The 22,637-nt window shown below is 65.7% G+C and carries 19 protein-coding genes; 10 read left to right on the forward strand and 9 right to left on the reverse strand.

Going from position 1 to position 22,637, the window contains the following annotated elements:
* Nucleotides 1–145: 145 nt before the first annotated feature.
* Nucleotides 146–3,424, reverse strand: coding sequence for a protein kinase domain-containing protein (locus NL1_RS02655; RefSeq protein ID WP_067833847.1), 3,279 nt, complete (start codon nucleotides 3,422–3,424; stop codon nucleotides 146–148).
* A gap of 291 nt (nucleotides 3,425–3,715) precedes the next feature.
* On the opposite strand from NL1_RS02655, the gene NL1_RS02660 reads away from it, so the two are divergent.
* The 4 genes from NL1_RS02660 to NL1_RS02675 all read left to right on the forward strand — a co-directional run bounded on the left by NL1_RS02660 (nucleotide 3,716) and on the right by NL1_RS02675 (nucleotide 7,726).
* The gene (locus tag NL1_RS02660; RefSeq protein WP_067833850.1) at nucleotides 3,716–4,030 is read left to right on the forward strand and encodes a hypothetical protein; all 315 of its coding nucleotides are present in this window, start codon (nucleotides 3,716–3,718) and stop codon (nucleotides 4,028–4,030) included.
* A 205-nt stretch (nucleotides 4,031–4,235) separates the two neighbouring features.
* Nucleotides 4,236–4,832: a QsdR family transcriptional regulator gene (locus tag NL1_RS02665; RefSeq protein ID WP_067833853.1), complete on the forward strand. Its 597-nt coding sequence runs from the start codon at nucleotides 4,236–4,238 to the stop codon at nucleotides 4,830–4,832.
* Entirely contained in the window at nucleotides 4,829–5,968 is a 1,140-nt protein-coding gene (locus NL1_RS02670) for a serine hydrolase domain-containing protein (protein ID WP_067833856.1), read from the forward strand. Before NL1_RS02665 ends, NL1_RS02670 begins: the two co-directional genes overlap by 4 nt.
* A 165-nt stretch (nucleotides 5,969–6,133) precedes the next feature.
* On the forward strand, nucleotides 6,134–7,726 hold the full coding sequence (locus NL1_RS02675; protein WP_067833859.1) for an HD domain-containing phosphohydrolase: 1,593 nt from the start codon (nucleotides 6,134–6,136) through the stop codon (nucleotides 7,724–7,726).
* 50 nt (nucleotides 7,727–7,776) lie between these two features.
* On the opposite strand, the gene NL1_RS02680 is transcribed toward NL1_RS02675, so the two are convergent.
* Nucleotides 7,777–9,591, reverse strand: coding sequence for an ABC transporter ATP-binding protein/permease (locus NL1_RS02680; RefSeq protein WP_067833862.1), 1,815 nt, complete (start codon nucleotides 9,589–9,591; stop codon nucleotides 7,777–7,779).
* A 116-nt stretch (nucleotides 9,592–9,707) separates the two neighbouring features.
* Here NL1_RS02680 and NL1_RS02685 point away from each other — a divergent pair, with 116 nt between their 5' ends.
* Both NL1_RS02685 and NL1_RS02690 read left to right on the forward strand, forming a co-directional pair.
* Nucleotides 9,708–10,031 carry a putative quinol monooxygenase gene (locus tag NL1_RS02685; protein WP_067833865.1) on the forward strand — a complete coding sequence of 108 codons (324 nt, stop codon included), beginning with the start codon at nucleotides 9,708–9,710 and terminating at the stop codon, nucleotides 10,029–10,031.
* Nucleotides 10,032–10,318: 287 nt separating this feature from the next.
* Nucleotides 10,319–10,894 carry a DUF6294 family protein gene (locus NL1_RS02690; protein WP_156094617.1) on the forward strand — a complete coding sequence of 192 codons (576 nt, stop codon included), beginning with the start codon at nucleotides 10,319–10,321 and terminating at the stop codon, nucleotides 10,892–10,894.
* Nucleotides 10,895–11,037: 143 nt separating this feature from the next.
* On the opposite strand, the gene NL1_RS02695 is transcribed toward NL1_RS02690, so the two are convergent.
* Complete coding sequence (locus NL1_RS02695) at nucleotides 11,038–11,958, reverse strand: hypothetical protein (protein WP_067833870.1); 921 nt, start codon at nucleotides 11,956–11,958, stop codon at nucleotides 11,038–11,040.
* Nucleotides 11,959–12,022: 64 nt separating this feature from the next.
* On the opposite strand from NL1_RS02695, the gene NL1_RS02700 reads away from it, so the two are divergent.
* Nucleotides 12,023–15,013 (forward strand): tetratricopeptide repeat protein, encoded by a 2,991-nt coding sequence (locus tag NL1_RS02700; RefSeq protein WP_067833872.1) that lies wholly within the window; start codon nucleotides 12,023–12,025, stop codon nucleotides 15,011–15,013.
* Between the two features lie 78 nt (nucleotides 15,014–15,091).
* On the opposite strand, the gene NL1_RS02705 is transcribed toward NL1_RS02700, so the two are convergent.
* Entirely contained in the window at nucleotides 15,092–15,457 is a 366-nt protein-coding gene (locus NL1_RS02705; RefSeq protein WP_067833875.1) for a nuclear transport factor 2 family protein, read from the reverse strand.
* A gap of 83 nt (nucleotides 15,458–15,540) precedes the next feature.
* Between NL1_RS02705 and NL1_RS02710 the strand changes: the two genes are divergently transcribed.
* Nucleotides 15,541–16,341: a helix-turn-helix domain-containing protein gene (locus NL1_RS02710; RefSeq protein WP_067833878.1), complete on the forward strand. Its 801-nt coding sequence runs from the start codon at nucleotides 15,541–15,543 to the stop codon at nucleotides 16,339–16,341.
* 101 nt (nucleotides 16,342–16,442) lie between these two features.
* Nucleotides 16,443–16,820, forward strand: a complete 378-nt coding sequence (locus tag NL1_RS02715; protein ID WP_156094618.1) for a hypothetical protein — start codon at nucleotides 16,443–16,445, stop codon at nucleotides 16,818–16,820.
* Nucleotides 16,821–17,087: 267 nt separating this feature from the next.
* Here the strand turns inward: NL1_RS02715 and NL1_RS02720 are convergent, their stop codons facing one another.
* Nucleotides 17,088–17,861, reverse strand: coding sequence for an SDR family oxidoreductase (locus NL1_RS02720; RefSeq protein WP_067833884.1), 774 nt, complete (start codon nucleotides 17,859–17,861; stop codon nucleotides 17,088–17,090).
* 179 nt (nucleotides 17,862–18,040) lie between these two features.
* Between NL1_RS02720 and NL1_RS02725 the strand changes: the two genes are divergently transcribed.
* Nucleotides 18,041–18,976 (forward strand): helix-turn-helix transcriptional regulator, encoded by a 936-nt coding sequence (locus tag NL1_RS02725; RefSeq protein WP_067833887.1) that lies wholly within the window; start codon nucleotides 18,041–18,043, stop codon nucleotides 18,974–18,976.
* A 268-nt stretch (nucleotides 18,977–19,244) separates the two neighbouring features.
* Here the strand turns inward: NL1_RS02725 and NL1_RS02730 are convergent, their stop codons facing one another.
* The 4 genes from NL1_RS02730 to NL1_RS02745 form a co-directional block, all read right to left on the reverse strand.
* Nucleotides 19,245–19,475: a DUF6400 family protein gene (locus NL1_RS02730; RefSeq protein ID WP_067833890.1), complete on the reverse strand. Its 231-nt coding sequence runs from the start codon at nucleotides 19,473–19,475 to the stop codon at nucleotides 19,245–19,247.
* Between the two features lie 426 nt (nucleotides 19,476–19,901).
* On the reverse strand, nucleotides 19,902–20,453 hold the full coding sequence (locus tag NL1_RS02735; RefSeq protein WP_156094619.1) for a hypothetical protein: 552 nt from the start codon (nucleotides 20,451–20,453) through the stop codon (nucleotides 19,902–19,904).
* A 180-nt stretch (nucleotides 20,454–20,633) separates the two neighbouring features.
* Nucleotides 20,634–20,975, reverse strand: a complete 342-nt coding sequence (locus tag NL1_RS02740; RefSeq protein ID WP_067833895.1) for a hypothetical protein — start codon at nucleotides 20,973–20,975, stop codon at nucleotides 20,634–20,636.
* 38 nt (nucleotides 20,976–21,013) lie between these two features.
* Nucleotides 21,014–22,363, reverse strand: a complete 1,350-nt coding sequence (locus NL1_RS02745) for an MFS transporter (protein ID WP_067833897.1) — start codon at nucleotides 22,361–22,363, stop codon at nucleotides 21,014–21,016.
* Between the last annotated feature and the right edge of the window lie 274 nt (nucleotides 22,364–22,637).

Genomic DNA, 22,637 nt, shown 5'->3' on the forward strand with positions numbered 1-22,637 from the left:
GCCGGACAAGTTCATCAGAACGGACAGCGCGGGCGAGACGGAACGGTATGACCAGGATCCGGGAGCTGCTTACTGATTTCAACACGAGCGCGTCAGTTGTCGGCTCCCGGGTGCCGTCCACGGAAGCCATGCGCGTCATCTTCGCTCATGTTTCCGAAGCATTGTTCTGAGATGCCGCGATCCATGCTGCGATCTGTGCCCGGGAGGTGAAATCCAACTTGGTCAGTAGATGCTCGACGTGTCCCTGGGCGGTGCGTGGCGAGATGACCAGACGAGTGGCGATCTCCCGATTGGTCAGACCTTCGGCGATGAGTTTGGCGACTTCCCGCTCCCGTTTGGTCAGTTTGCGACCGGCACCGTCCGCGGGTGCGGGAGGGGCGTGTTCACCCAGGGCGTAGGCGATCGCGGCGTCGAAACTGAGCGCGGCGCCCTTCCTCTGGGCTGCAGCGTATGCCTGCTCGCTCATTGCCTGGCGAGTCCGGCGCTCGGACTCTTCGTGGCGGACGAGCAGGTCCGAGTACCAGCTCGGCGAACTGCCCACCGACCGGCCGAGTTGCTCAGCGGCCGCCATCAACACGACCGCACGCTCGGCATCCTGCTCGTCGGCGGCAATCCACGCCAATGCTTGTAGACACATGCTCGTGTTCGTCCGGTCGTTCACCGCCCGGCTCGCCCGCAGTGCCTGCGCAAGTAGTCGAGTCGCCCGCGTGAAGTTCGCCTGCCGACACGACGCCACAGCCAGCGACCACAGCACGTATGGCCGGTACATCGTTTCGCCGCGCTCTTCGGCGATGGCGAGCGCGTGCTCGTAGTACTCGACGGCTCCTTCTGTATCGTTGCCCAGTTCCTGGATGAATCCGAGGAGTGTCAATGCGTGGAGGCGGAAGAAGACGTTGTCGAGTTTCGTATACGCCTGGACAGCCTTCTCGAGGTACGGGCGTGCGGCAGAAGGTTTTCCACTGAGTATCGCGAGAATTCCGTCGGCGAGGTCGATGTGTGCGCGGGCAAAGGGGGCGGTAGTCTGCTCGACGAGCGGGCGCCCTTCGCGCACGAGACCCTCGACCGCGGGAAGATCACCCTGTACGGCCGCCATCATGCAGGCGGCGTAGAACGCCGCGGCTTGGTCGATGGTGAGTTGGCCAGTGCGGCGAGCCAGAAGACGGTACAGCCAGCGGCGCGCCTCACTCAGCGAGCCTTGGGAGTACCAGAACGGCCAAATATCGGCGGCGATCCGAATCCCGACTTCAGGGTTGTCGGAGACGCAGAACTCCAGCGCTTGCCGCAGGTTCGGCTGCTCCCGACGTAACCGGGAGATCCACTCGAGCGCCCGCTTACTGGGCCAGTTGGCATACGCGTCGAGCGCCAGCCGTTCGTACCAGTCGCGGTGGCGGCGTCGGTACTGGAGGCATTTGCCGGTCGCTATTGCCTTTTCGTGACCGTAGTCGCGCACGGTGTCGAGCATTCGGAACCGGACCGCAGTACCCGATTCCTCCCGTATCAATATCGACTTGTCGACCAGGGAGGCCACCGTGTCCAGGAAATCCTCTGCCGTGGGATCGTCGCCACAGACGTATTGGGCTGCCTCGAGTTCGAAGCTTCCGGCGAACACCGAGAGCCGGGCCCATACTCGTTGTTCCGTCGGTGTGCACAGGTCGTGGCTCCAGTCGATGCACACGCGCAACGTCTGTTGCCGTGGCGGGGCGCTCCTGCTGCCGCGGGTGAGCAATGCGAATCGATCGGTCAGCCGCTGCAATATCTGCTCCGGCGACATAACTCGCAGCCGGGCTGTCGCCAGCTCGATCGGCAACGGCAAGCCGTCCAGCTGCCGGCAGATCCCGGCGATGGTGGCCGTGTTGTCGTCGGTGATCTCGAATCCCGCGACAGCCGTGGCGGCCCGTTCGGCGAACAATCTCATCGCGTCGTTGCGGGATAGGCTCCTCGGTAGCTGGTCGGGATCGGGGACAGCAAGCGGGTGTACCGGCAATACTGCTTCTCCGTCGAGGCCGATCGGTTCGCGGCTCGTCGCGAGAATCCGCAACCCGGGACACGCGCGAAGCAGTGATTCGGCGAGCTCGGCGACCGCGGCGACCATCTGCTCGCAATTGTCCAGCACGAGTAGCAGTTCCCTGTCGGCCAGGAACTCGGCGAGCACCTCGCACAACGGCCGCACCGACCGGTCCTGCAATCCCAGCGCGTTCGCCACGATGCTCGCCAGCAGCGACTCGTCACGCACCTCGCCGATTTCCACGAAAGCCATACCGTCGGCGAACTCACCCTCCACGTTGGTGGCCACCCGCACCGCCAGCCGTGTCTTGCCCACCCCGCCCATCCCGGTCAACGTCACCAGCCGCGCGGTCGACAACGAGTTCTTCGCCTCGGTCAGCTCGGTGCGCCTGCCGACGAAACTGGTCAGCTCTAACGGAGCCCTCCCCGGTCGAGAAGTCGGCGACGGCCGACGCCGATGCGATTCTGCCGACGAAGACTTTCCGCGTGTGGGTGGCGTGGACTCGTGCTCGGCTTCGGGCCGGGTATGCAGAGCCATCTCATCGACGGGAAATCCATGATGGCGTTGCGAGGCCTGGAGTTGCTCACCCAGTTCCGCGGCGGACGGGCGGCTGCGCGGGTCGCTGCCCATGGCGCGTTCGACGATGGCGCTGACATCCTCGGCAATGCCCTGCTCCCGTAGATCCGGAGCCGGCTCGGCGGTGATCCGGACGAACTGGGCCATCACCTGCTCACCGCTGTGGCGTTCGAAGGCGGCATGGCCGGTGATCGCAGCGAACAAGGTAGCGCCTAAGCTGTAGACGTCCGCGGCGGGACTCGGTGACTCGCCGGCGATCACTTCCGGCGCGGTGAATGCCGGTGTACCTGTCACGATGCCGGTGCCGGTGACGAAACCGCCTGTGAAATGGGCGATTCCGAAGTCCACCAGCGTCGGCTCGTCGTAGTCGGTGAAAAGGATGTTCGCGGGTTTCACGTCGCGATGCAGGACCCCGAAATGATGCGCCGTCTCCAGCGCCCCGGCCACCTTCACCCCGAGCCGCAACGCTTCTCGCAGCTCCAGCGGACCGTCCCTGCGGATCCGTGCGTCGAGAGAGCCGCGCGGATAGTACGGCATCACGAGGAAGGGGCGACCCTTGCCGGTGGCGTCGGCATGCAGGACATGCACGATGTTGGGATGACCGGTGAGCCGGCCCGCCGCGCGCTGCTCGCGGAAGAACCGCGCCCGATTGTCCTCATCGAGATCGGCGGTGAGCAGTTTGACCGCCACCACGCGGTCGAGCTCGGCCTGCGTGCACCGGTAGACGACACCGAATCCGCCGCGGCCGATCTCCACGGCGTTGTCGAACCCGGCCGCGGCCAGTTCCGCCGCGACCGAACCGGACGCGTCGCGTTGCGTTGCGAGTGGATCGGCGCCGGTCATCGACCTATACCGATTCACCCGATCCACGCCATGGCAACAGCACCACTATCCTGCTCACCTCTCGATGACTACCTCGAGGATATCGCTACGGTAGTAACAGCGGGCACCATCGTCGCTGTCGACGGCACGTGAAGACCGATCACTGCTCGGCATCCGAATTTCGACCCCTTGCCCACTGACCCAGGCTATTACCCGAGTCAGGAAGGGCGAAGGGATGCGTTGTGGAGGATTGGGCTGACAATGTGTCGTGAAATGGCAGATGAACAGCATTTCTGAGCTGGTTACAGGCCCTTGACCAGGGCTTTTCCGGGGTGGGCTGACGGTCTGTCAGCCGAGCATGGGCCCGAGTCCGAAGTTCTCGACGAGATCATCGCGTCCGCTGATTTCGCCGAGGGTGATGTGGCGGTGCCGGGTAGTAAGACCAAGCAGTTTCGTAATTGGGCGGTGGGTGATTTCGAGATGTATTCGACGAGTACGTCGTTGCCGACGGTGCAGCATGCGTGGATGCAGGTGTATGCGCCGACTGATGAGGTGGCGTGGGTGAAGTTTCGGGAGTTGTTGGCGATGACGGAGGAGGAGCGTCAGCGTCCGTGGGTCGAGCATTGAGTGACTTATCACGCTGCGGCGGGGTGAGTCCGGGTGTGTCGCACTGAAATCGGGGCCTCCACCCCCGGGTGCGCATGATGATTTCGTGGCCGGGTGATCCCGCAGTCGGCGCGCGGAGTAGCCAGGGCCGAGTAGCGGCATCTCGCGTGAGTGGGTATGCAACAGATGCTTGATTCATTGCACCATTTGTGAGTATGTTGCAAGCATGAGTGGTCCCGGTCACAGCAGTCCTGGAGGTGGTCAGGCGATCGAGGTCGCCCGCCGCAAGTTCCTCGTCGGCGACCGGTTGGACATGCAAAAACTCGCCGCCGAACTCGGCGTCGACCGGTCAACGCTGTTCCGCTGGGTCGGCAATCGCGACCGGCTGCTCGCGACCGTGCTGTGGTCGCTCGCCGAGCCGACATACCGCGCCGCGGTGGCGTCGACCACGCGCAATGGTGCTGCCCGGATCGCCGACGCGACGGGCGCGTTCGGCCAGGCACTCATCGACGCACCGTATTTCCGCACGTTCCTGCGTCGGGAACCCGAACGCGCGTTGCGCCTGCTCACGACCAAGGAAAGCCCGGTCCAGCACGAAATCGTCGGCGCCGCAGAACGCGTGGTGCAACAGGAACTGGACCGCGGCCACCTCATCCATCCGATGTCGGCGCGCGACCTGGCCTACCTCATCGCGCGCATCGCCGAATCGTTCATCTACGCCGATCTCATCACCGGCGACGACCCCGACGCTGCGAAGGCCGCCATCGCGGTGGCGGCGTTGCTCGGCGATGCCACCTATGTACCGAAAGGGATTTCGTCATGACCGTGCGCGGGCACTGTAGCCCCGAATTCGACGAGCTCCGAAGTGAGTTCGAGAGCAACATCGCCTCTGGGGAGGAGCTGGGCGCGTCGGTAGTAGTCGACGTCGACGGCGATGTCGTGGTCGACCTATGGGGCGGGTTCTGCGACAGCGAACGGACCCGGCCGTGGGAGGCCGACACCATCACGAACGTATGGTCGTCTACAAAGACGGTCACGAGCCTGGCGGTGCTGATGCTGGTCGACCGTGGCCGGCTCGATGTGCGCGCACCGGTTGCGGAGTACTGGCCCGAATTCGCAGCCAATGGGAAAGATCGGATCGAACTCCGCCATCTCCTTTCGCATACCTCCGGTGTCGCCGGATGGGAGCCGCCGTTCGGCATGGACGAGCTCTACGACTGGGAACGGGCGAGCTCCCGCCTGGCCGGCCAAGCTCCGCGGTGGGAGCCGGGAACCGCATCCGGATACCACGCACAGAACTTCGGCCAGTTACTCGGCGAGATCGTTCGCCGGGTCTCCGGGCAGACCCTAGCCGATTTCGTCGCCGACGAGATCGCCGGACCGCTGGGCGCCGATTTCCAGATCGGTGCTCGCCAACCGGATTGGCCGCGTATCGCCGAAGTCGTTCCGCCGCCGCCGTTTCCATTCGATCTGACCGTGCTTCCCGAGGACAACCCGACACGCCTTGCCCTCGGCACTCCACAGCTCGATGCGGCCGCCGCGAACACCGCGTCGTGGCGGCGCGCCGATCTGGGCGCCTACAACGGACACGGCAACGCCCGGTCGCTCGCTCGCATCATGTCTGTCATTGCCCGCGGCGGGACCGTCGACGACATCACGTTGTTGACACCGGGCACGATCGACTTGATTTTCGAGGAGCAGTCCAACGGGAACGACCTCGTGCTCGGACTTCCGCTGCGCTTCGGCATCGGATACGGCCTTCCTCAAACAGTCAGCCTCCCGTACATCCCGGACGAGCGGATCTGTTTCTGGGGTGGCTGGGGCGGATCGATGGTCGTCATGGATCTGGACCGCCGGATGACCGTCACCTACGCGATGAACAGGATGGGTCCCGGCATCATCGGTTCGCCGCGAAGCGAGGCGTACCTGCGCACGATCTATCGGCTGGTCGACGCCTGATCGTCGCACACACTGGCCACCCTTGATTTCGATTCTCGAGAGCCCGGATCGGCGGCGCCGTTCCGCTGGAGCCTCGCTGGTCACGGCGCGCGTGCTGCGGCGCGGGTACACGGTGGTCTCGTCTTTCGCGCAGAGATGGCCGTTGTTCGGGTGGACAATGGGAAGATGCACCCGCACGGGACGCTGCCCGGCTCGGGAAAGGGTCTGAGCAGAGCCGAACTGCTGGCCGCGATATCGCTTGCGATCGACCTCGGTCTGGGTCAGCCGATGGAACACATGCTTCGGTCGTCCTTGATCGCGATACGGATCGCCGAGCGGATGGGTCTCGACCGGCAACAGCGGGCGACCGTGTACTACGCCAATCTGGTCGGGTGGATCGGTTGTCACGCCGACTCCCACGAACTCTCGGCGCTCTTCGGCGACGACATCGCTTTCCGGGGCGACACCTACACGGTGGACATGACCGGCATGCCGTTTCTGCGGCTGATGATGAGTCATGCCGGACGTGGATTGCCGGGCTGGAAGCGCGGCATCCGTGCCACTGCCTTGCTGGTCACGGCTCGCAGCCAGGTCGCCACACTGATCCAGTCGCATTGCAGTTCCGCCGGGGTTCTCTCCGATCGGATGGGCTTGGACGAGCAGGTCGGGAAGGCGCTGGCCCACGCCTTCGAACGCTGGGACGGCCGGGGGTTGCCCAACGGTTCCCGCGGAGACGATATCCCGGTCGAGATCCACATCGCTCACGTCGCAGACGTCGTCGAGGTGCACCTGCGGACGGGTGGGCTCGAGCACGCGAAGGATGTCGTCCGTTCTCGGTGCGGCAGTCAGTTCAGCCCAGCCGTGGCGGCGGTGTTCGATCGCGACGCGGCGGCGATCGTGGACGGATTGCTCGAAATCGACGTCTGGACAGCGGCATTGGCCCAAGCACCGGATCGCGACCGAACCCTGACGGCCGAGGAGAGCGATGAGTTACTCGGGGCCATGGCTGATTTCGCCGATCTCAAATCTCCATTCACTCTTGGGCATTCGCGTGGCGTCGCGAATCTGGTGGCCGGGGCAGCCCGACACCTGGGCATGTCGCCGTCGGACATCACGCATCTCTACCGTGCCGGCTTGGTGCACGGCCTTGGCAAAATGGGAGTGTCCAACCGGATCTGGGAGAAGAAGGGGCCGCTCACTACGGCTGAATGGGAACGGGTACGGATGTATCCGGATCTGACCGGCCGGATACTGGGTCGAGTCAACGGCTTGGAGTCGGTAGTGCCCATCGCGATGAAGCACCGGGAACGGATCGACGGGTCCGGCTTTCCCCGGGGGATCGCCGGCGGGGAGTTGAGCGCGCAGGACCGGCTGCTAGCCGCGGCGGACGCTTATCAACGACTGCTCGAGCCGCGTCCCTACCGGCCGCCACTCGATCCTCGCGGCGCTGCCGATCAGTTACGAAAGGAGGCGCGCGCCGGACGCCTCGACGCCGAGTCGGCTGCGGCCGTGCTTGCGGTGGCCAGTCCGCGGAGCTCGCGGCGGACGCCCTGGCCGGCCGGGCTGACCGACCGCGAGGTCGAGATCCTGCGACTCGTCGCGCAGGGCCGATCGAACAGAGAAATCGCCGCCGAACTGTTCATCGCCGAGAAAACGGCACGCAACCACGTCGAACATGTCTACGCCAAGCTCGGCGTCAACAACCGCACGCAGGCCAGCCTCGCCGCGATCGATCGGGGTCTGGCGGGGTCCCCGGTCAATGCGGCCGTCGGAAATTGAAACATCCGCTGCGCCAGGTACTTCAGCTCGGCAACCACTGCGCAGGGCCTTCATCGCCGGGATGCGCTGGGCCGGGACCGCCGGTCCAAGACCCATATCGTGGCCAGCATGAGGCCAACGGCAAACGAGGCGAGCGCGATGAGACTGGCGCCGGTGCCTCCGTGGAAGGTGTCGCCATAGGCGGACATGGCCGGCAGCGTGGCGGTGTACCGCTCGAGATCCAGGTCGCGACCCAGCGCTTCGAATGCATGGCGGTTGGATAGACCGAAGCTCATCAGGCGTCCGGGGAGGGCCATCTCGTCAACAGGGACAATGGCGCCACCGAACAGAACCTGCGGGAAGCAGAGCATCGGCAGTGCGAGGGCGGCCTGCGCGGCGTTGGAGACCGCGGCCGAGGCGAGCAATCCGAGGGCCAGTGCCGAGGTCGCCTCGATCACAATCGTCACGAACAGGAAGGCGGACACGTCCCATCCAACGGCAGGCAGCCGACCGAGCGCCCGCAGCACACCGAGGAGCACCGCGCTCACTCCAGCCAGCACCGGAAGCAGCGCTGTCACCTTGGATGCCACGTAGGCGCCCACGCTGAGCCCGGCCAGGCGCTCCCGCCGGAAGACGGCCATCTCCCCGACGATCTGGAGCAGGCCGTATGTAAGGCCGAAGAAGAAGCCTGCGAATGCGATCCAGAAGACGATCTGGGCCGGGCCGAGGTCGGCTGCGTTACGCGGATCGAACGCGTCTCGCTGGAACAGCGTCGCCATCATGGCAGTGACCAGCACCGGTGAGCCGAGCAGGACCGCCAGGGTCAGCCGGTTGCGAAGGAGAACATCGACATTGCGTCGGGTGAGTAGCCACCATTGCCGGACCATGTCTGTGCGCTTGACATCCGAACGGGTGGCGGGGATGGGCAGTAGAGCCGAGCCAGGCCCGGCCTTCGACTTCCCACCGCTGTCCGCGAATCGCTCCGCCCAGATCTGAGGGGTGTGCTCATGAGCCAGCCGGTCGTACACCTCGGCGAGATCCTCGACGCCGAAGTAGCGCCGAGCCTCGGTCGGGCTGCCGGTGAAGGCCAGGTGGCCGTCGCGCGCCAGGAATACCACCCGGTCACACCGGTCGATGCCGGTCGGCTCATGCGTCGTGAGGACGACGGTGACCCCGCGCTGGCTGAGTCGGCGCAGCAGGCGCATCACGTCGGCTGCGGTCGACGGATCGAGCCCGGAGGTGGGTTCGTCGAGGAAGAAGAGGTGCGGCCGGGTCAGTAGCTCCACGGCGATACTGGCCCGCTTGCGCTGGCCGCCGGAGAGCGCACGGACCGGCACCTCGGCCCGATCAGCCAGGTCGAGGTCATGCATGGTCTCTTCGACCACCCGATCCGCCTCGGCCGCCGATGTGCCTGCGGGCAGCCGCAGCCGCGCCGCGTAGCGCAGCGTGCGGCGCAGGGGCATCTCGAGGTGGATGATGTCCTCCTGGGGCACGTAGCCGATACGGGAATCGGCGCTGACTCGGGCCCCGCGAACGACGCCGTCATGCCGAACCTCCCCGGTAGACGGTGGTCGCAGTCCCGCGAGGATCTCCAGCAATGTGCTCTTTCCTGCTCCACTGCCGCCGGCAATGGCGACCAACTCGCCTGGTTCGACCGACAACGACAGCTCCTGGAGAATCTGCCGCGTCCCGACACGCCGGCTTACGTTGACTGCATCGACTCGCCCGCCGTCCGGCACCCCAGGTGCGTGATTTGAAATGGGCGTACCGAACCGCTCGACGGTCGGTGATTCGAATGTCAATTCGGTCATGACCGGTGATCTCCGTGATTCCTGAACTCGCTTCGTCATGCCCTGATCATCGGTCCGCCGCCCTCGTGGTCGCATGGGGCGTTTGCCTCAAATCCGGCTCTGGCTGTGCCAGTTCCTGAGCATCTCCCCGTCGTAGCCTTGAACCAGCCAGGCTGTGTCGCGGCAGCCCGACCAATCGTAGGAGGCGCGTGATGATCTTCATCGTCGTCAAATTCAAGACCAAGCCCGAAAGGGCGGACGAATGGCTCGACATCGTCGGCCCGTTTACCGCGGCCACCCGAGCCGAGGAGGGCAACCTCTGGTTCGACTGGTCTCGCAGCGTCGACGACCCGACCGAATTCGTCCTGGTGGAGGCATTCCGAGATCAGGCCGCCGGCAGTGCACACGTCGGCAGCCCCCACTTCAAGGCCGCAATGGCCGAACTTCCCGCGGCCCTCGCACAGACCCCGCGCATTATCAGTCAGACCATCGATGCCACCGACTGGTCCGAAATGGGGGAGATGACCGTCGAATAGCCGCTTCTGCGAAACGCCGCATCACAGCCCGGCTTCGCTGAAGTTCCGCCCGCGGTTGTCAGCGCGCGACCTCGCAGACCGTCCACACGCTTCGCAGCCCCCGCAACCTCTGCGAGGCGTGTGAAGCCTCTGCGAGGCTCTGTCCGTCGGCGGCGGCCAGCAGTTCGTTATGGCGCGAATCCCATGCCTGGGTCCATTCACCACGATAAACTGAATCTTGCCGAAGGTGCCCGACCCAGACGGCGCGAAATCCGCCGCTACACAGTGGAATCCCACACCCTCACTCGATGGCCCGTGCTTGGTGGTCACCGACGCCCGCGAAACTGCCCATCCCGAACTTGCGCCAGCCGTTCGCACTTCAGCGCCGAAACTCGGCGGAGGAAGCCATGATCTCATCGACTCGCAGTACTGTCATCGCTCGCATCGGCGCAGCCCTTCTTGTCGGTCCGCTGCTCGCCGCTGTGCCCGGCCAGGCAGCGGCCGCCGACGACTGCAAGAGACCCGTCCAGGCCTCGGATGAGCGCAAATTCACCTGGGACAGAGACATTCGCGTGGGGGACTGCACCATGTTCGCGGGCGCGACTTGGTCGTTGCGACGCGATGGCTGGGCGCGTTTCACCGGGAAGGTGACAAGCAGCGACAGCGACGATGCCTGGCTGATGTACGCCGAGCTTTACCGGAACGGCCGCCACGTTGACAACATCGCCGCGCAGCAGACCGGCGTCGACAACATCCATCGGTTCGTGATGAACCTGGACTCGGACCGCCAGACTGAGTGGGATGTCTGTGGTACGTACAGACCGGAGCTGTTCGGCGACCCCAATTTCCGCATCGATGGGATCAGGCTTCGGTCGCACTGCTGAATAGGCTGGTGGGCTCCCGCGCGGGTTGAGTAGGTCTTGCCGACAACGGAATTGGAAGCCACAGTAGGCAGGTGGTCGATCCGGTCCGCCGGTGCGGCGGGCTGCCTGCCCGGGTCGCAGACAGGCAGCGACTCGAACGACGACTATCGCGCCAATGCCTTCTCGACGATTCCACCGGTGACGGTCTTGACCAGGTAGTGCGTCGAATCGTGCGGCTTCGCACCGTTGTCGAGTGCTTCGGCGGTCACCGGCACGACCGCCGCGCCGGGTGCGGGAGGGAAGAACGGCGCAAGGTCGAGGTGGGCGGCGACGAGGTCGTCGCGATCGACGAGATTGTCCCAGCCGGTCACTGCGGCGGGCACCGAGACCGGCTGCGGCCGCAGCCGGTCGTATACAACGGTACGCAACCCCAACGGGGAACCCATTGTCAGCAATGCGATCTCGTGGTCGCAATGATGCAGCGCCTCATAGGCGACGACCGACCCGAGCGAGTGGCCGATGACCAGTCGGGTGTCCGGGCCGATATGCGCGAGCACCTGCTCCTGGGCGTACTGCCGGACAGTGTCGTCGGTGAAGTAGCGGGTGACCTGGGACAGTGCGCGCCACACGAACTTCTCGGCAAGTCCGATGCCCCACGGCGCGAACCAGCGCAGCCGCGCCAGTCCGTTCAGTGCGGGCCGGATCGCGGCCTTGGCGCCCATGGCGCGCGCGTCCTCGGGAATCGTGGTCAATTGCTGCGCGGCGCGTCGATCCCTGTCGTCGCCGGCATGCTCGGCAGCCGTGGTCAGCCACAGCTTGGCGAGTTGCTCCATGAGTTCGAGCTGGGCCTCGTCGACTCGGCCCGGCCCGGCTCCCTGCGCGCCCGGGGTCAGGAATCGATTGCCGTAGAACGCCATGCGCGTCGATATCTCGCCTGGTAATCCGTTGCGCCACAATCGATCAGCCAGGACCGGGTTACCGTGGTTGCGCACCCCGCCCGCCAGGCCGGGAAGCCATTTCGCCTCGAGGGTATCGGCCGACTCCTGCTCTTGCGCGATGCCGTGCACCAAGACGATCGTTGCCAACTGCGATTCCCTTTCGAGCCGGAGAAGGTTGTATCCGCGCAGGCTGTCTCCGATAGTGTGACCTATGGCTGACAGGGTGGCCCTGGTTATCGGGTCGGAAAGCACGAAATTCGGGCTCCTCGGCTGCACCGGCGAACTCGCCACCGCGTTGTACACGACCTTGACCACCGAAGGCTGCTGGCGGCCACTCGGTGACGGCCCGGTGCTCGACCCGACGGTCGCCGAGTTCCACCGCATCGTGAAGGCAGCATTCCGGCAGGCCGACGCCCTGCGGGCCACGCTGCTGATCGCGTTCATCGGCCATGGCTTCACCGATGACGACGACTTCTATCTGCTTGCCCGCGATTCGGAGCTGCCACTGGACTTCGATACCGGCCTGAGTCTTGTCCATGTAGTCGCTACCCTGCTGAAACAGACGAAGTCGTTGGATGGCCTGATCGTGCTGGTGGATGCCTGCGAGGCGGCCACCGGTGTCACGGGCGCGGGCGATCGCTGGGTGAAGCTCATGGAGAAGTCGTCCGGGCGGATGGAATTGCTGGTGGCCTCGGATCAGGGAAATGCCTACGACGGCTGCTTCACCCGAACCATGTTGCGCACCTTCGATTCCGGCCTCGGCGCCAGAGGCACCAACCTGCTGTGCGGCGATTTGTATCCGGAGATCAACGCCGCCTGCGAGTGGCAGAACCCGCGCCACCTGACTTTCAACGGCGCCCGAGTACAGCGGGGCGATCTCGGACTGTGGCTTGTGCCGAATCGGGCTCGTCGCCGCGACGCGGTGACCGGCAGACCCGTTGCGGGTTTGGTGGATCACCTGCTGTATTCGGTGTCGCCGACCATGACTGTGCAGGAGATCCTCGCCGCGATGGTCGAATCCGGGGGTGACCGCTTGCAGGCGCTGGTCGGTCCGGCCGGATCCGGCAAGTCCACGATCATGGCGCTGCTGGTTCGCCCGGCGCTGATACCGGCGCTGGGTGGGGTGACTCCGGAATTCGTCTCCGCCGCAGTATTTCTCGACCTGACCAGCTCAGTGGAGACGATGATCGCCGAGTTGACGGCGCAGTTGGACACCAGGTTCGGCGGCGAATTCCGTTCCGCCCGTGCGGCCGTGCTGGCGGAAGTGACCGACCACGACCGGGTGACCGAGTTCGAGATCGCCGTTGTGCGTCCCCTGCAGCGGCTTCGGGCACCCGGCCGCCGCATCCGGCTGTTGGTCGACGGCCTCGATCAACCAGAAGAGGCAGGCCGCGATGGCATCGTTACCGCCGTGGCCACGCTCAGCACCGACGAACGCCTCCCACACGTCCGGGTCATCGTCGGCATCCGCTCCGGTACCGAGGTGGAGAACCGCCCAGAACTCGCCCACGCGCGCGTGTTCGCGCTGCGGCCGCCGTCCCTCGCGGAGGTGCTCGCCGGATTCGTCGCCGTCGACAGCGTCCTCCCCGCGGCTCTGGCCTCGGCCATGGCCGGGCTGACCGAGGACACGACCGGGGGCGGCTGGCTGATACCCCGACTCGTCACCGAAATCGACTGGACCCTCGATCCGGACCAGACGATGGATCTCATCGGCCTGGTGGAACATCGATTTCACACAACCGCCCGCCGTCCCGGATATGCCGCCGTGTGCGGGCCGCTGGTCACGCTGCTCGCGGCGGTAGGGGTAGGACCGGTCGCACCGCTGCGACTGGTCGCCGACGCCTTGGGTGCACTCGGCACAGCGACACCGCTGACCCACCTGCACGATCTCGTCGTCGACCTGGGCATCCTGGTCGCACGCGGCAACCCGGGTCAGCGGAACGAGAAGGTCGGCTTGGCCCATCTGGCGTTCACGGCACCGCTGACAGCCGCCGTCGGAGGGGCCGAGGCGGTGCGCGCGGCCCACGCCGTGCTCGCGGATCTTCTCGCCCCGGCGGCTGGGCAGGAGTCCGCACCTGAACAGGACATCGCCGCCTACGCGCTCGCGGCCGCACCGCGTCACCTGCTGGCAAGCGGAAACCCCGCGCGCGCACTGGAATTCCTCGACCGCCTCGATGCGCGACGGCGGCCGATCGACAATCGCGCGTCATGGGCTGGATGGCTGGCCGCCTTCGAAGAAGCGCTGCCTCCCGACAACACCTACCGGCTGGCGGCCAGGTCCCGGCTCGCGCGCTGGACCGGCGATGCCGGCGACCCACACGGGGCGCGGGACCTGTACGCCGAGCTCGCCGGGTATTGCACGCGGGTTTTCGGGCCCGAACACCAGGAAACCATCGCCGCCCAACTGCAACTCGCCCACTGGATCGGCGAGCTCGGCTACCCGGACCAGGCTGTCGCCATCATGACCGAACTGCTGCCGTCGCAGCTGGCGATCACCGAGCCCGAGCATCCGGATACCCTCAGGATCCGGGCCGACCTGGGATTCTGGACCGGGCAAACCGGTGACATCACCGGCGCCCGAGACCAATACACGCAGTTCCTGCCAGTACTCGAACGGGTGCTGGGGCCGACACATGTCGATGTGCTGCGCTCGCGCGACCAATACGCACGGTGGGTCGGCGAGGACGGTGACCCGGACACCGCGCTACAGATATTGACCGAGGCGGTACCCGTTTTCGTTCAGGTACTGGGGCCCGAGCATTCGGATACCTTGTGGGCCAAGCTCAACCTGGCCTGGTGGATGGGTAGCTGCGGCAACCTGTCCGGTGCGATCGAACTCAACACCGAGGTGGCATTGGATCGGGAAAGAATCTCCGGCCCCGAGCATCCCGCAACCTTGGTGACCAAGGCGAACCTGGCCTACTGGCTCGCGATGGGCGGAAAGTACAAGACAGCCCTCGATGTGGCCGCGCCGTTGCTCGAGATCCGGCTGCGACTCTACGACAGCGACAACTACGAAACACTCCTGCTCGAGGAGAATCTCGCCGATTACACCGGCCGCGCCGGGGATCCGACCGGCGCGCGGGAACGCTACACAGAACTGCTCGCCAAGCTCGAACAGTCGCCACGAGCCGATCCGTCGCTCACCGCGAAAGTACGTACTGCCCTGGCCTTCTGGAAGGAAACCGCCACCGACGGCTGAGCTGTTCGCAGTATTCGGGCGCCTACCGACGGGTCGCCGGTCAGCACGCCGACCGACGCCCGAGTGCTCGAATACCTTCTAGAACATCCCGTTCGGGATCTGGTCTGCCTCCGGCACTGGCTGCACGACGTCCCAGTGCTCGACGATCTGCCCGTCCACAAGCCGCCAGATGTCGACGACGGCGATGCCGCGCTCGTCGCCCTCCGGCGTCATGTGGTAGTGCATGACCACATGGTCTTCTTCGGTGATGACCCGCTTGAGGTCGAGGTGCGCCCCGGCGACCGGGGCGGCGGCAATGAACTCGATGAACGCACCCCGCCCGCTGGGGTTGCCGGGGCTGTGCTCGATGAAGTTCTCATGCAGGAGTGTGCGCAGCACTTCGACATTTCCTGCCGCGAATTCGCGGAAACCGTCGAGAACGAGTTGCTTGTTGGTCTTGTCCATATAGTGACTGTCGCGGACGGGGCCGGGCGCGTCGATTACATGCCTGGTAATGGCGGCGTTCGGCGGGCGAGCAGACTTGGGGTATGACGAACGACCGGCCCGTCGGCGAACTGCTGCGCGAATGGCGGCACCGCAGGAAGCTGAGCCAGCTCGACCTGGCGATCCATGCGGAGGTGTCGGCTCGGCACGTCAGTTTCGTAGAGACGGGGCGGACGATTCCCAGCAGTGCGATGGTCCTGCATCTGGCCGAGCGGCTCGATGTGCCGTTGCGCGAACGCAACCGGTTGCTGGTCGCTGCCGGGCATGCGCCGGTCTTCCGGGAACGCCCCCTGGACGACCCGGATCTTGCACGGTCGCGGGAGAGCATCCAGCAGGTGTTGCTGGGGCACGAGCCGTATCCGGCGCTCGCGGTGGACCGCCGATGGAATCTCCTCCTAGCCAACAGCGCGGTCAAGGTGTTCCTGGAAGGAGCGGACCCGCAGCTGTTGGGGCCGCCGATCAACATGATGCGGCTGGGACTCCACCCGGACGGGCTAGCACCGAGGCTACGTAACGTGGAACAGGTGCGCGGCTACTTGCTGCCCCGGCTCGCTCGCCAGGCCGCGCGCAGCGGGGATCCGGAACTGCACGCGCTGTATGAGGAACTAGCCGCGTTCGGCCCTGGAGACGAGGCCCTGCCGCCCGACCCTGCCGAGGTAGCGCTGCGCATCCAGATCGCGCATCGGGGGACTGAACTGTGCTTCGTCAATACGGTCACAACGTTCGGCGCGGCCTTCGACATCATGCTGGAAGAGATCGCTATCGAGGCCTACTACCCCGCCGACATGGAAACCCGCCGGTTCTTCCGAACGGCGCAGAACGCCCAAGATATGCCCAGAGCATGAACAAAGGCGAACGCGGACAGGTGGGCTCAGTTCTCAGATGCGCGATTGGCCGGCTCGACGAACCGATAGCCGGGATCCATTGACCCGCATAGCATCACGCGGTGACAAACGAACACCGCCGCCGCCGAGTGCTCATGGTGGGTGAGCAGCAGTACCTCTGGAAGACCTCCCACCGGCATGCAGACGGCTGCGAGGAAGTCCTGCGGCTGCGACAACTCGGATCAGTAGCTGGCCTGACACTGGTCTTCCGCCCCGACGGTGAGCGCAACGTCTCCGACGGCGGGCCGTCCGCGACCGGTGTCATCTGGATCGGTGACCGTGTGCTGAACCTGAACAAGCCCGGCGTGGTCCGGGCGTTTGTCGATGCGGCCATCGACGCGGGCTGGATGACTGAGGCCCGCGCCGTTGGCCGCCGTAACGGCTGGGACCTATTCGACGAGGCGTATGCCAGGAATGCCAACGGCTTATCGACGCTATGAGCACCGAGAGCAGACCTGCCGCGGCAGCCTCTCGGCGCTCGTTCGCGGCGCGGCCATCGACGCCATCCTCGACGGCACCGAGAAGATCACCAAAGCCACCTTGACGAGCAGCTACTCGACCGAGCCGCCCAGGAATACCCGGAAAACGGCTCCCGGCAAGCGTTCTCGCCGCCGACGTGGCGTCGCGTGAACCCGAGGGCACGCCCGTCACCGCGGCAACCATCCGAGTGCGCAAGGTGGGCGAACCCGCCGTCGCGGATGATTCGCTTACGACGGCTGCCGGGTCGGCATGATCGTGACCTGCTGCAGGTTCACGTGCGCAGGCTGGGACGCCAGGAAGTTGACGGCCTCGGCGATATCTTCCGGATCGAGCCAGGTCATCTCCTGCTTCGAACCCTCGAGCCATTCCAGGGCGCCGGCGTTGGTGACGTGGTTCTGCAGCTCCGTGCCGACGATGCCCGGCTCGATCGCGGAGACACGGACATCCTTGGCACCGAGTTCCGCGCGCAGGGTCCGCGACAGGTGCGTCACGTAGGCCTTGGTGCCCGAGTACACCGCGAAGGTCGGGAACAGGTTCTGCGCGGCGATCGAGGACGTGTTGACGAGGTCGGCCACGCCCTTGTCCGCGGCCGCGGCGATCAACTGCGGTACGAACGCGCCGATGGCATTCATCAGGCCGGTCACGTTCAGATCGATCTGCCGCTGCCACTGCTCGACCGGCAGCTCCTCGACGGGTGCGGGCAGCATGACACCCGCATTGTTGAACAGCAGATCGGCGGTACCGAGTTCGGCGGCCACCCGCTCGGCCGCGGTGCGCAGGGCCTGCGCATCGGTGACGTCGACGGTTAGGGCCAGCGCCGTCCCGCCCGCCCGTTCGATCTCCTTGGCCAGGAGTTCGAGCCGATCGGCCCGGCGTGCGAGCAAGGCCACCGTCGCCCCGGACGCGGCCAGCCGCTTGGCGGTGGCGGCGCCGATGCCGCTGGAGGCGCCCGTCACCACGGCAACGCGACCGGCGAGGGGGGAGGTGTTGTGAGTAGTCATGGGTGTGATCTCTCCTGTGTGTCGTCCGCGGTGGATGCGCCGCGTATTCGATACAACAGCGGGAACAGGGCCCGAGGACGGCCAAATTGCGCCCTGCTCGACCTAGGTCCGGCGAACCTGGGTCCAGCAGACCGACCTTGGTTGCGATGTGTGGCCGCCGTGCACGTCAGACTGGATCCATGGAGCACAATGCCGAGCTGAAGGAGTTCTTGCGCACCCGCCGCGCGCGCCTGAACGTCGATGACATGCAGATCGGCGGAACGGGCGGGGTACGCCGGGTGCCGGGGCTGCGCCGCGAGGAAGTTGCCCAGCTCGCCGGGGTCAGCGTGGACTACTACAGCCGGCTCGAGCAAGGACGCAATATCAACGTTTCCGACGAGGTCCTCGACGCCGTGGCCCGCGCCCTGCGCCTGGACGAAGTCGAGCGCTCCTATCTGTTCCAGATCGCCCGGGCAAGTCCGCGGCGCGCCCGGCGCCGGACTCCAGCGCGAGTGCAGCGGGTCCGTCCCGGGATCCGCCGCATCCTCGAGACGCTCGACGACGTGATGCCTGCCTTCGTCTTCGGCCGCCGCATGGACATCCTCGCCGCCAACCGTCTCGCCCGGGCACTGATCACCGACTTCGAGGCGCTCCCGCCCCGGGACCGAAACCTGTTGCGCTACACCTTCCTCGACGAGTCCGCCCGCGAGCTGTACCTCGATTGGGAAGAGGTCGCCCGGGACAACGTCTCGGTCCTGCGCCTGGACGCCGGCCGTCACCCGGACGACCCGCTGCTGGCCGAACTCGTCGGCGAACTCGCGGTCAAGAGCCCGCAATTCCGGCGCTGGTGGGCCGACCACAACGTCCGCGAACGCAGTCACGGCAGCAAGCGCTACCACCATCCCCTCGTCGGTGATCTCACCATCGACTACGAAAGCGTCTCGCTACCAGGCGATCCCGACCAAACGCTGTGCATCTACACCGCCGAGGCGGGCTCGGCGTCGGAGACCGCACTGCGGCTGCTCGCCGCGTGGACCGGGTCGCAGACTACGCCCGTGAACCCGGGGGCCGGCGGTTCCGATGCGGAACACCCCCGTGCGCGGCCTGCTGAACGGTTGGAGACCGAGGAACGCTGATATTCAGGGCTCGGGTACCCGCCGAGCGGTGGTCATGACACATCTCCAACTAGCCGCTGAGAGCGATTCGGCCAGCGGCGGTCCCGTCGAATCGAATGTCCTCTTCTGTCGACGAGCGCGCGGCGTGCCCCTCAGAGTGGATATCGATCAGCTGTGGTGGGACTGCGGATCCACTGCCCACGAAACTCAGCCGAGCGTCGGAGCAGCCAGGTCACGACTCGCCGGAAGCCCGCCGAACACCAGTTATGGTTCGTGCTCGGCGGTGAGGTCAGTCGGTAATAAGGCGCGTCGCCCGATCCGGTAGGACCCCTGCCCGGACGAGTTCCTCGTAGATCCGCTGCTGCTCGTCGTCGAGATTCGAGTACAGCATGTCGTACGCCAGCTCTTCCTCGGCGAGCACCGCCACCGGATCCCAGTCGTCACCGAGCGCTGCGACGACGGCGCTGCGCCGTCGTGCTTCGTCCAGCGTGAGGTCGTAAGCAAAATTGTGGTCGGCCATTTAGGCATCTCCAACCAGGTTCTTTCCAAAAACGAAATGACGACGATGCCCAAACGCGCCTTCTCGGGCAATGACCTGCATCACGTTTCACGGTTGGACTTCGTCACATTTGATGGCCGTGCGCGGGGGTACGGCGACGCTATGTCGCCACCCGCCAGCGGAGCGGAAACTCGACAATGGCCTCGCTGGCGCCTGGGTGTTGTTGCCGACCACCTCGACGCGAACACCCCCGCACCGATCGAACCCGAACTGGGCTGTACGACATCAGCGGCCGGTGACGAGCGCACCCGACTTGTGTCGAACACGGCGGCAGATTCATGCGGCACCAGATCCTCGTCGACCGTCGATACTGCCGTGGACAATTCGAGGAGATCGACGATGGCGACAACGCGCGCACGCTATCCCGAACGGACGGTGCGGCCTTGCTCAAACTTGGCTGAGCAGCGTGGTGTATGCGTCTTCGAGTCCCGACTCGAAGCCCTTCGATAGATCGACGTACGGCAGGGCGGCAGCCGCGCACGCATCGCGAAGCATGACGCTCTGCTCTCCGATCCACGACGCGACTTCCCGATAGGTCGAGTCGTCCGCGCCGTCGAGCCAGTGCGGCGCCGTTCGCAGCGCCTCCACCGTTATCGTCGTATTTCCAAGGAAGACGGCCGTTACCGGCAGGCCCCGAGCGGTAGCCGAACCGGCCACCGCCGGCGTGACGACATCACCCTCCAGCACATAGCAGTCAGGCGGATCGGTCTCCTGGTCGAGCCCTTCGGCGATCGCCTCGAGAAACGCGAGAACGAAAGGTTGCGCCAGTTCGGCCTTGTCCAAGTGCATTCCGTGTCGCACCCCATGCTGGGGCGCCACCTGCCCGAGCATCGACACCAGCGCGTCGGTTGGGCAGCCAGGGATACCGTCGCGCTCGAGCAGCATCCAAGCCAGGGTGCTCTTACCCACCCGAGGTGGACCTCCGATCAGAAAGATCATCCTCCCAGAGTAGCCAGCAGGCACCGAGGCAGCCGCCCGTCACTGAGCCCAAATTCCGCTCCAGCCAACAGAATCCAATCAGCTGTAGCGGCAACAACTCACCGTCGCATCGGTCTGCGCGGCGGCCTCCCACCACCGCACCAGCAACTCCCGCTCCCACCCTGGTTGGACGTCTCCCGATCAACACCACAGCTCACCCACCGACAGGCCCTCGCGCGCGGCGATCGGTCGCCACCGATCCAGCTGCCCGGCGACCCGGCGACGGTCGGTCGCGAGTTCGGGGTCGGCGAACGGGTTGCGATAGTTGGCCAGGAAGCCGGGCCCGAGCGCGGAAACCTTGGGGGAGAACTTGGCATCGTAGAGGTCGGTGCGCTGCTGGCTGCGTAACCATTTCGGGTAGCCGACGGGGATCTTCGGTTTGGATCCGATCGGGGAATCCGCGGCGGCGGTCGGCCGGTACCGGCCGTCGACGGTGGTGACGCCGCTCGTCGACGACCGGCCCGACCCCCGACAGGTCGACACCCGGCCTCCGCGCGCAACGCGGAGGCCGGGGCGGACGGTCAGGAGTGGGCGATGGCGGTTTCGCCGACGGTAGCCGGTGGTGTGTGCGTCACGGTTTCCGGCAGAGCCCACGCACTGCCGAGGGTGCACATGGCCATGAGCATCAAGAAGGCTGAGACCGCCGCCGTTGATCCGGTCGCGGCTAGCAATGCGGTCATCAGGAAAGGCGTGCCGCCGCTGACCAGGATCGCGGCCAGCTGGTAGGCCAGCGTGATACCCGAGTATCGGATCCGGGGTTCGAACAGTTCGGCCAGATATGCCGCGAGCGGCCCGTATACCAAGCCGGAGCCGATGCCGCTGCCCACGGCGGTGGCGATCAGGATGGCGGTGAGCGAGCCGGTGTTCACCAGCCAGAAGAATGGGAACGCCCACACCGTCAAGATTGCCGCGCCGGTGAGCATGAGCGGGCGGCGCCCGAAGCGGTCGGACAGCGAGCCGGCGAAATAGATGACCGGGATGCCCACCGCAGACGACAGCAAAGACACCGTCAGCAAGCCGTTGCGGTCCAGCCCGAGTTCGCGGACACCGTAGTCGAGCACGCCGGCCACGCTGATGTAGAAGATGGAGTTGCTACCGAAGAGCAGACCGGCGCCGAGCAGCACCTTCTTCGAATGCTTGCGCAGCACCTCGAGAATCGGGGCTTGCGCGATCGTGGCCGAGGCGTCGCCCGCGCGAGCCTGGAGCCGGCGGAACTCCGGGGAGTCCTCGATGCGCAGTTGGATGAACAGCACGACGGGGAACAGCAGGGCGCTCGCAAGGAACGGGATGCGCCAACCCCACGACAGGAAGTCCGCGCCTTTGACGAAGTGGGCCACCAGCAGGAATGCACCCGTGCCGAGCAACAGACCGAATGGCACACCCATCTGGCCGAATGTGCCCGCCCGGCCCTTGCGGTTCGGACGGGAGGTTTCGGTGAGTAGCAGGGTGACCCCGCCCCACTGACCGCCGACCGCGATGCCCTGCAGGAATCGTAGGGCTACCAACAGGATCGGTGCTGCCGCCCCGATCGACGCGGCGGTCGGTAGCAGGCCGATTGCGCAGGTCGATACCGCGACCAGGATCAGGCATGCGACGAGCGCGGGCTTGCGGCCGAACTTGTCGCCCACATGCCCGAAGACGAGTCCGCCCAGGGGCCGGGCGACGAAGCCGGCCCAGAAGGTGCTGAACGACAGCAGCGTTCCCATCAGCGGTGAGGCGCCGGGAAAGAACAGCTTGCCGAAGACCAAGGCCGCGGCGGTGCCGTAGATGAAGAAGTCGTACCACTCGATGGAACTGCCGATCAGTCCGGCGGCCATGAGTCTGCGCAATTTCTTCTGGTCCGGGGCGGCGGAAACCGGGGTCGGCGTCATCGCTATCTCCAAGGTTCGGGGTGAAGGAACTGATGTGACTGCCGTCACTGTCAGTGGCCGAACCGTACTTGAATCTGGTGTCAAATTCAATGCGTTTCCCGGCTGTTGTTTTCAGTTCCCGTCGGGGGTGGAAGTAGGTCGGCTGTCCATCGAGGCGGGCAACGGCGGGCTGGCGTGCGAAGGCGCGACCATCGCGGAACGTGGGACCCGCGTCATGCGGAGTTCTCCTCGATGAGCTCGTTTGCCGGCATCAATGCCAGCGCCCGTGGCCCTG

Origin of the sequence: Nocardia lijiangensis NBRC 108240 (assembly GCF_001613045.1) — a bacterium.
Taxonomy (GTDB): domain Bacteria; phylum Actinomycetota; class Actinomycetes; order Mycobacteriales; family Mycobacteriaceae; genus Nocardia; species Nocardia lijiangensis.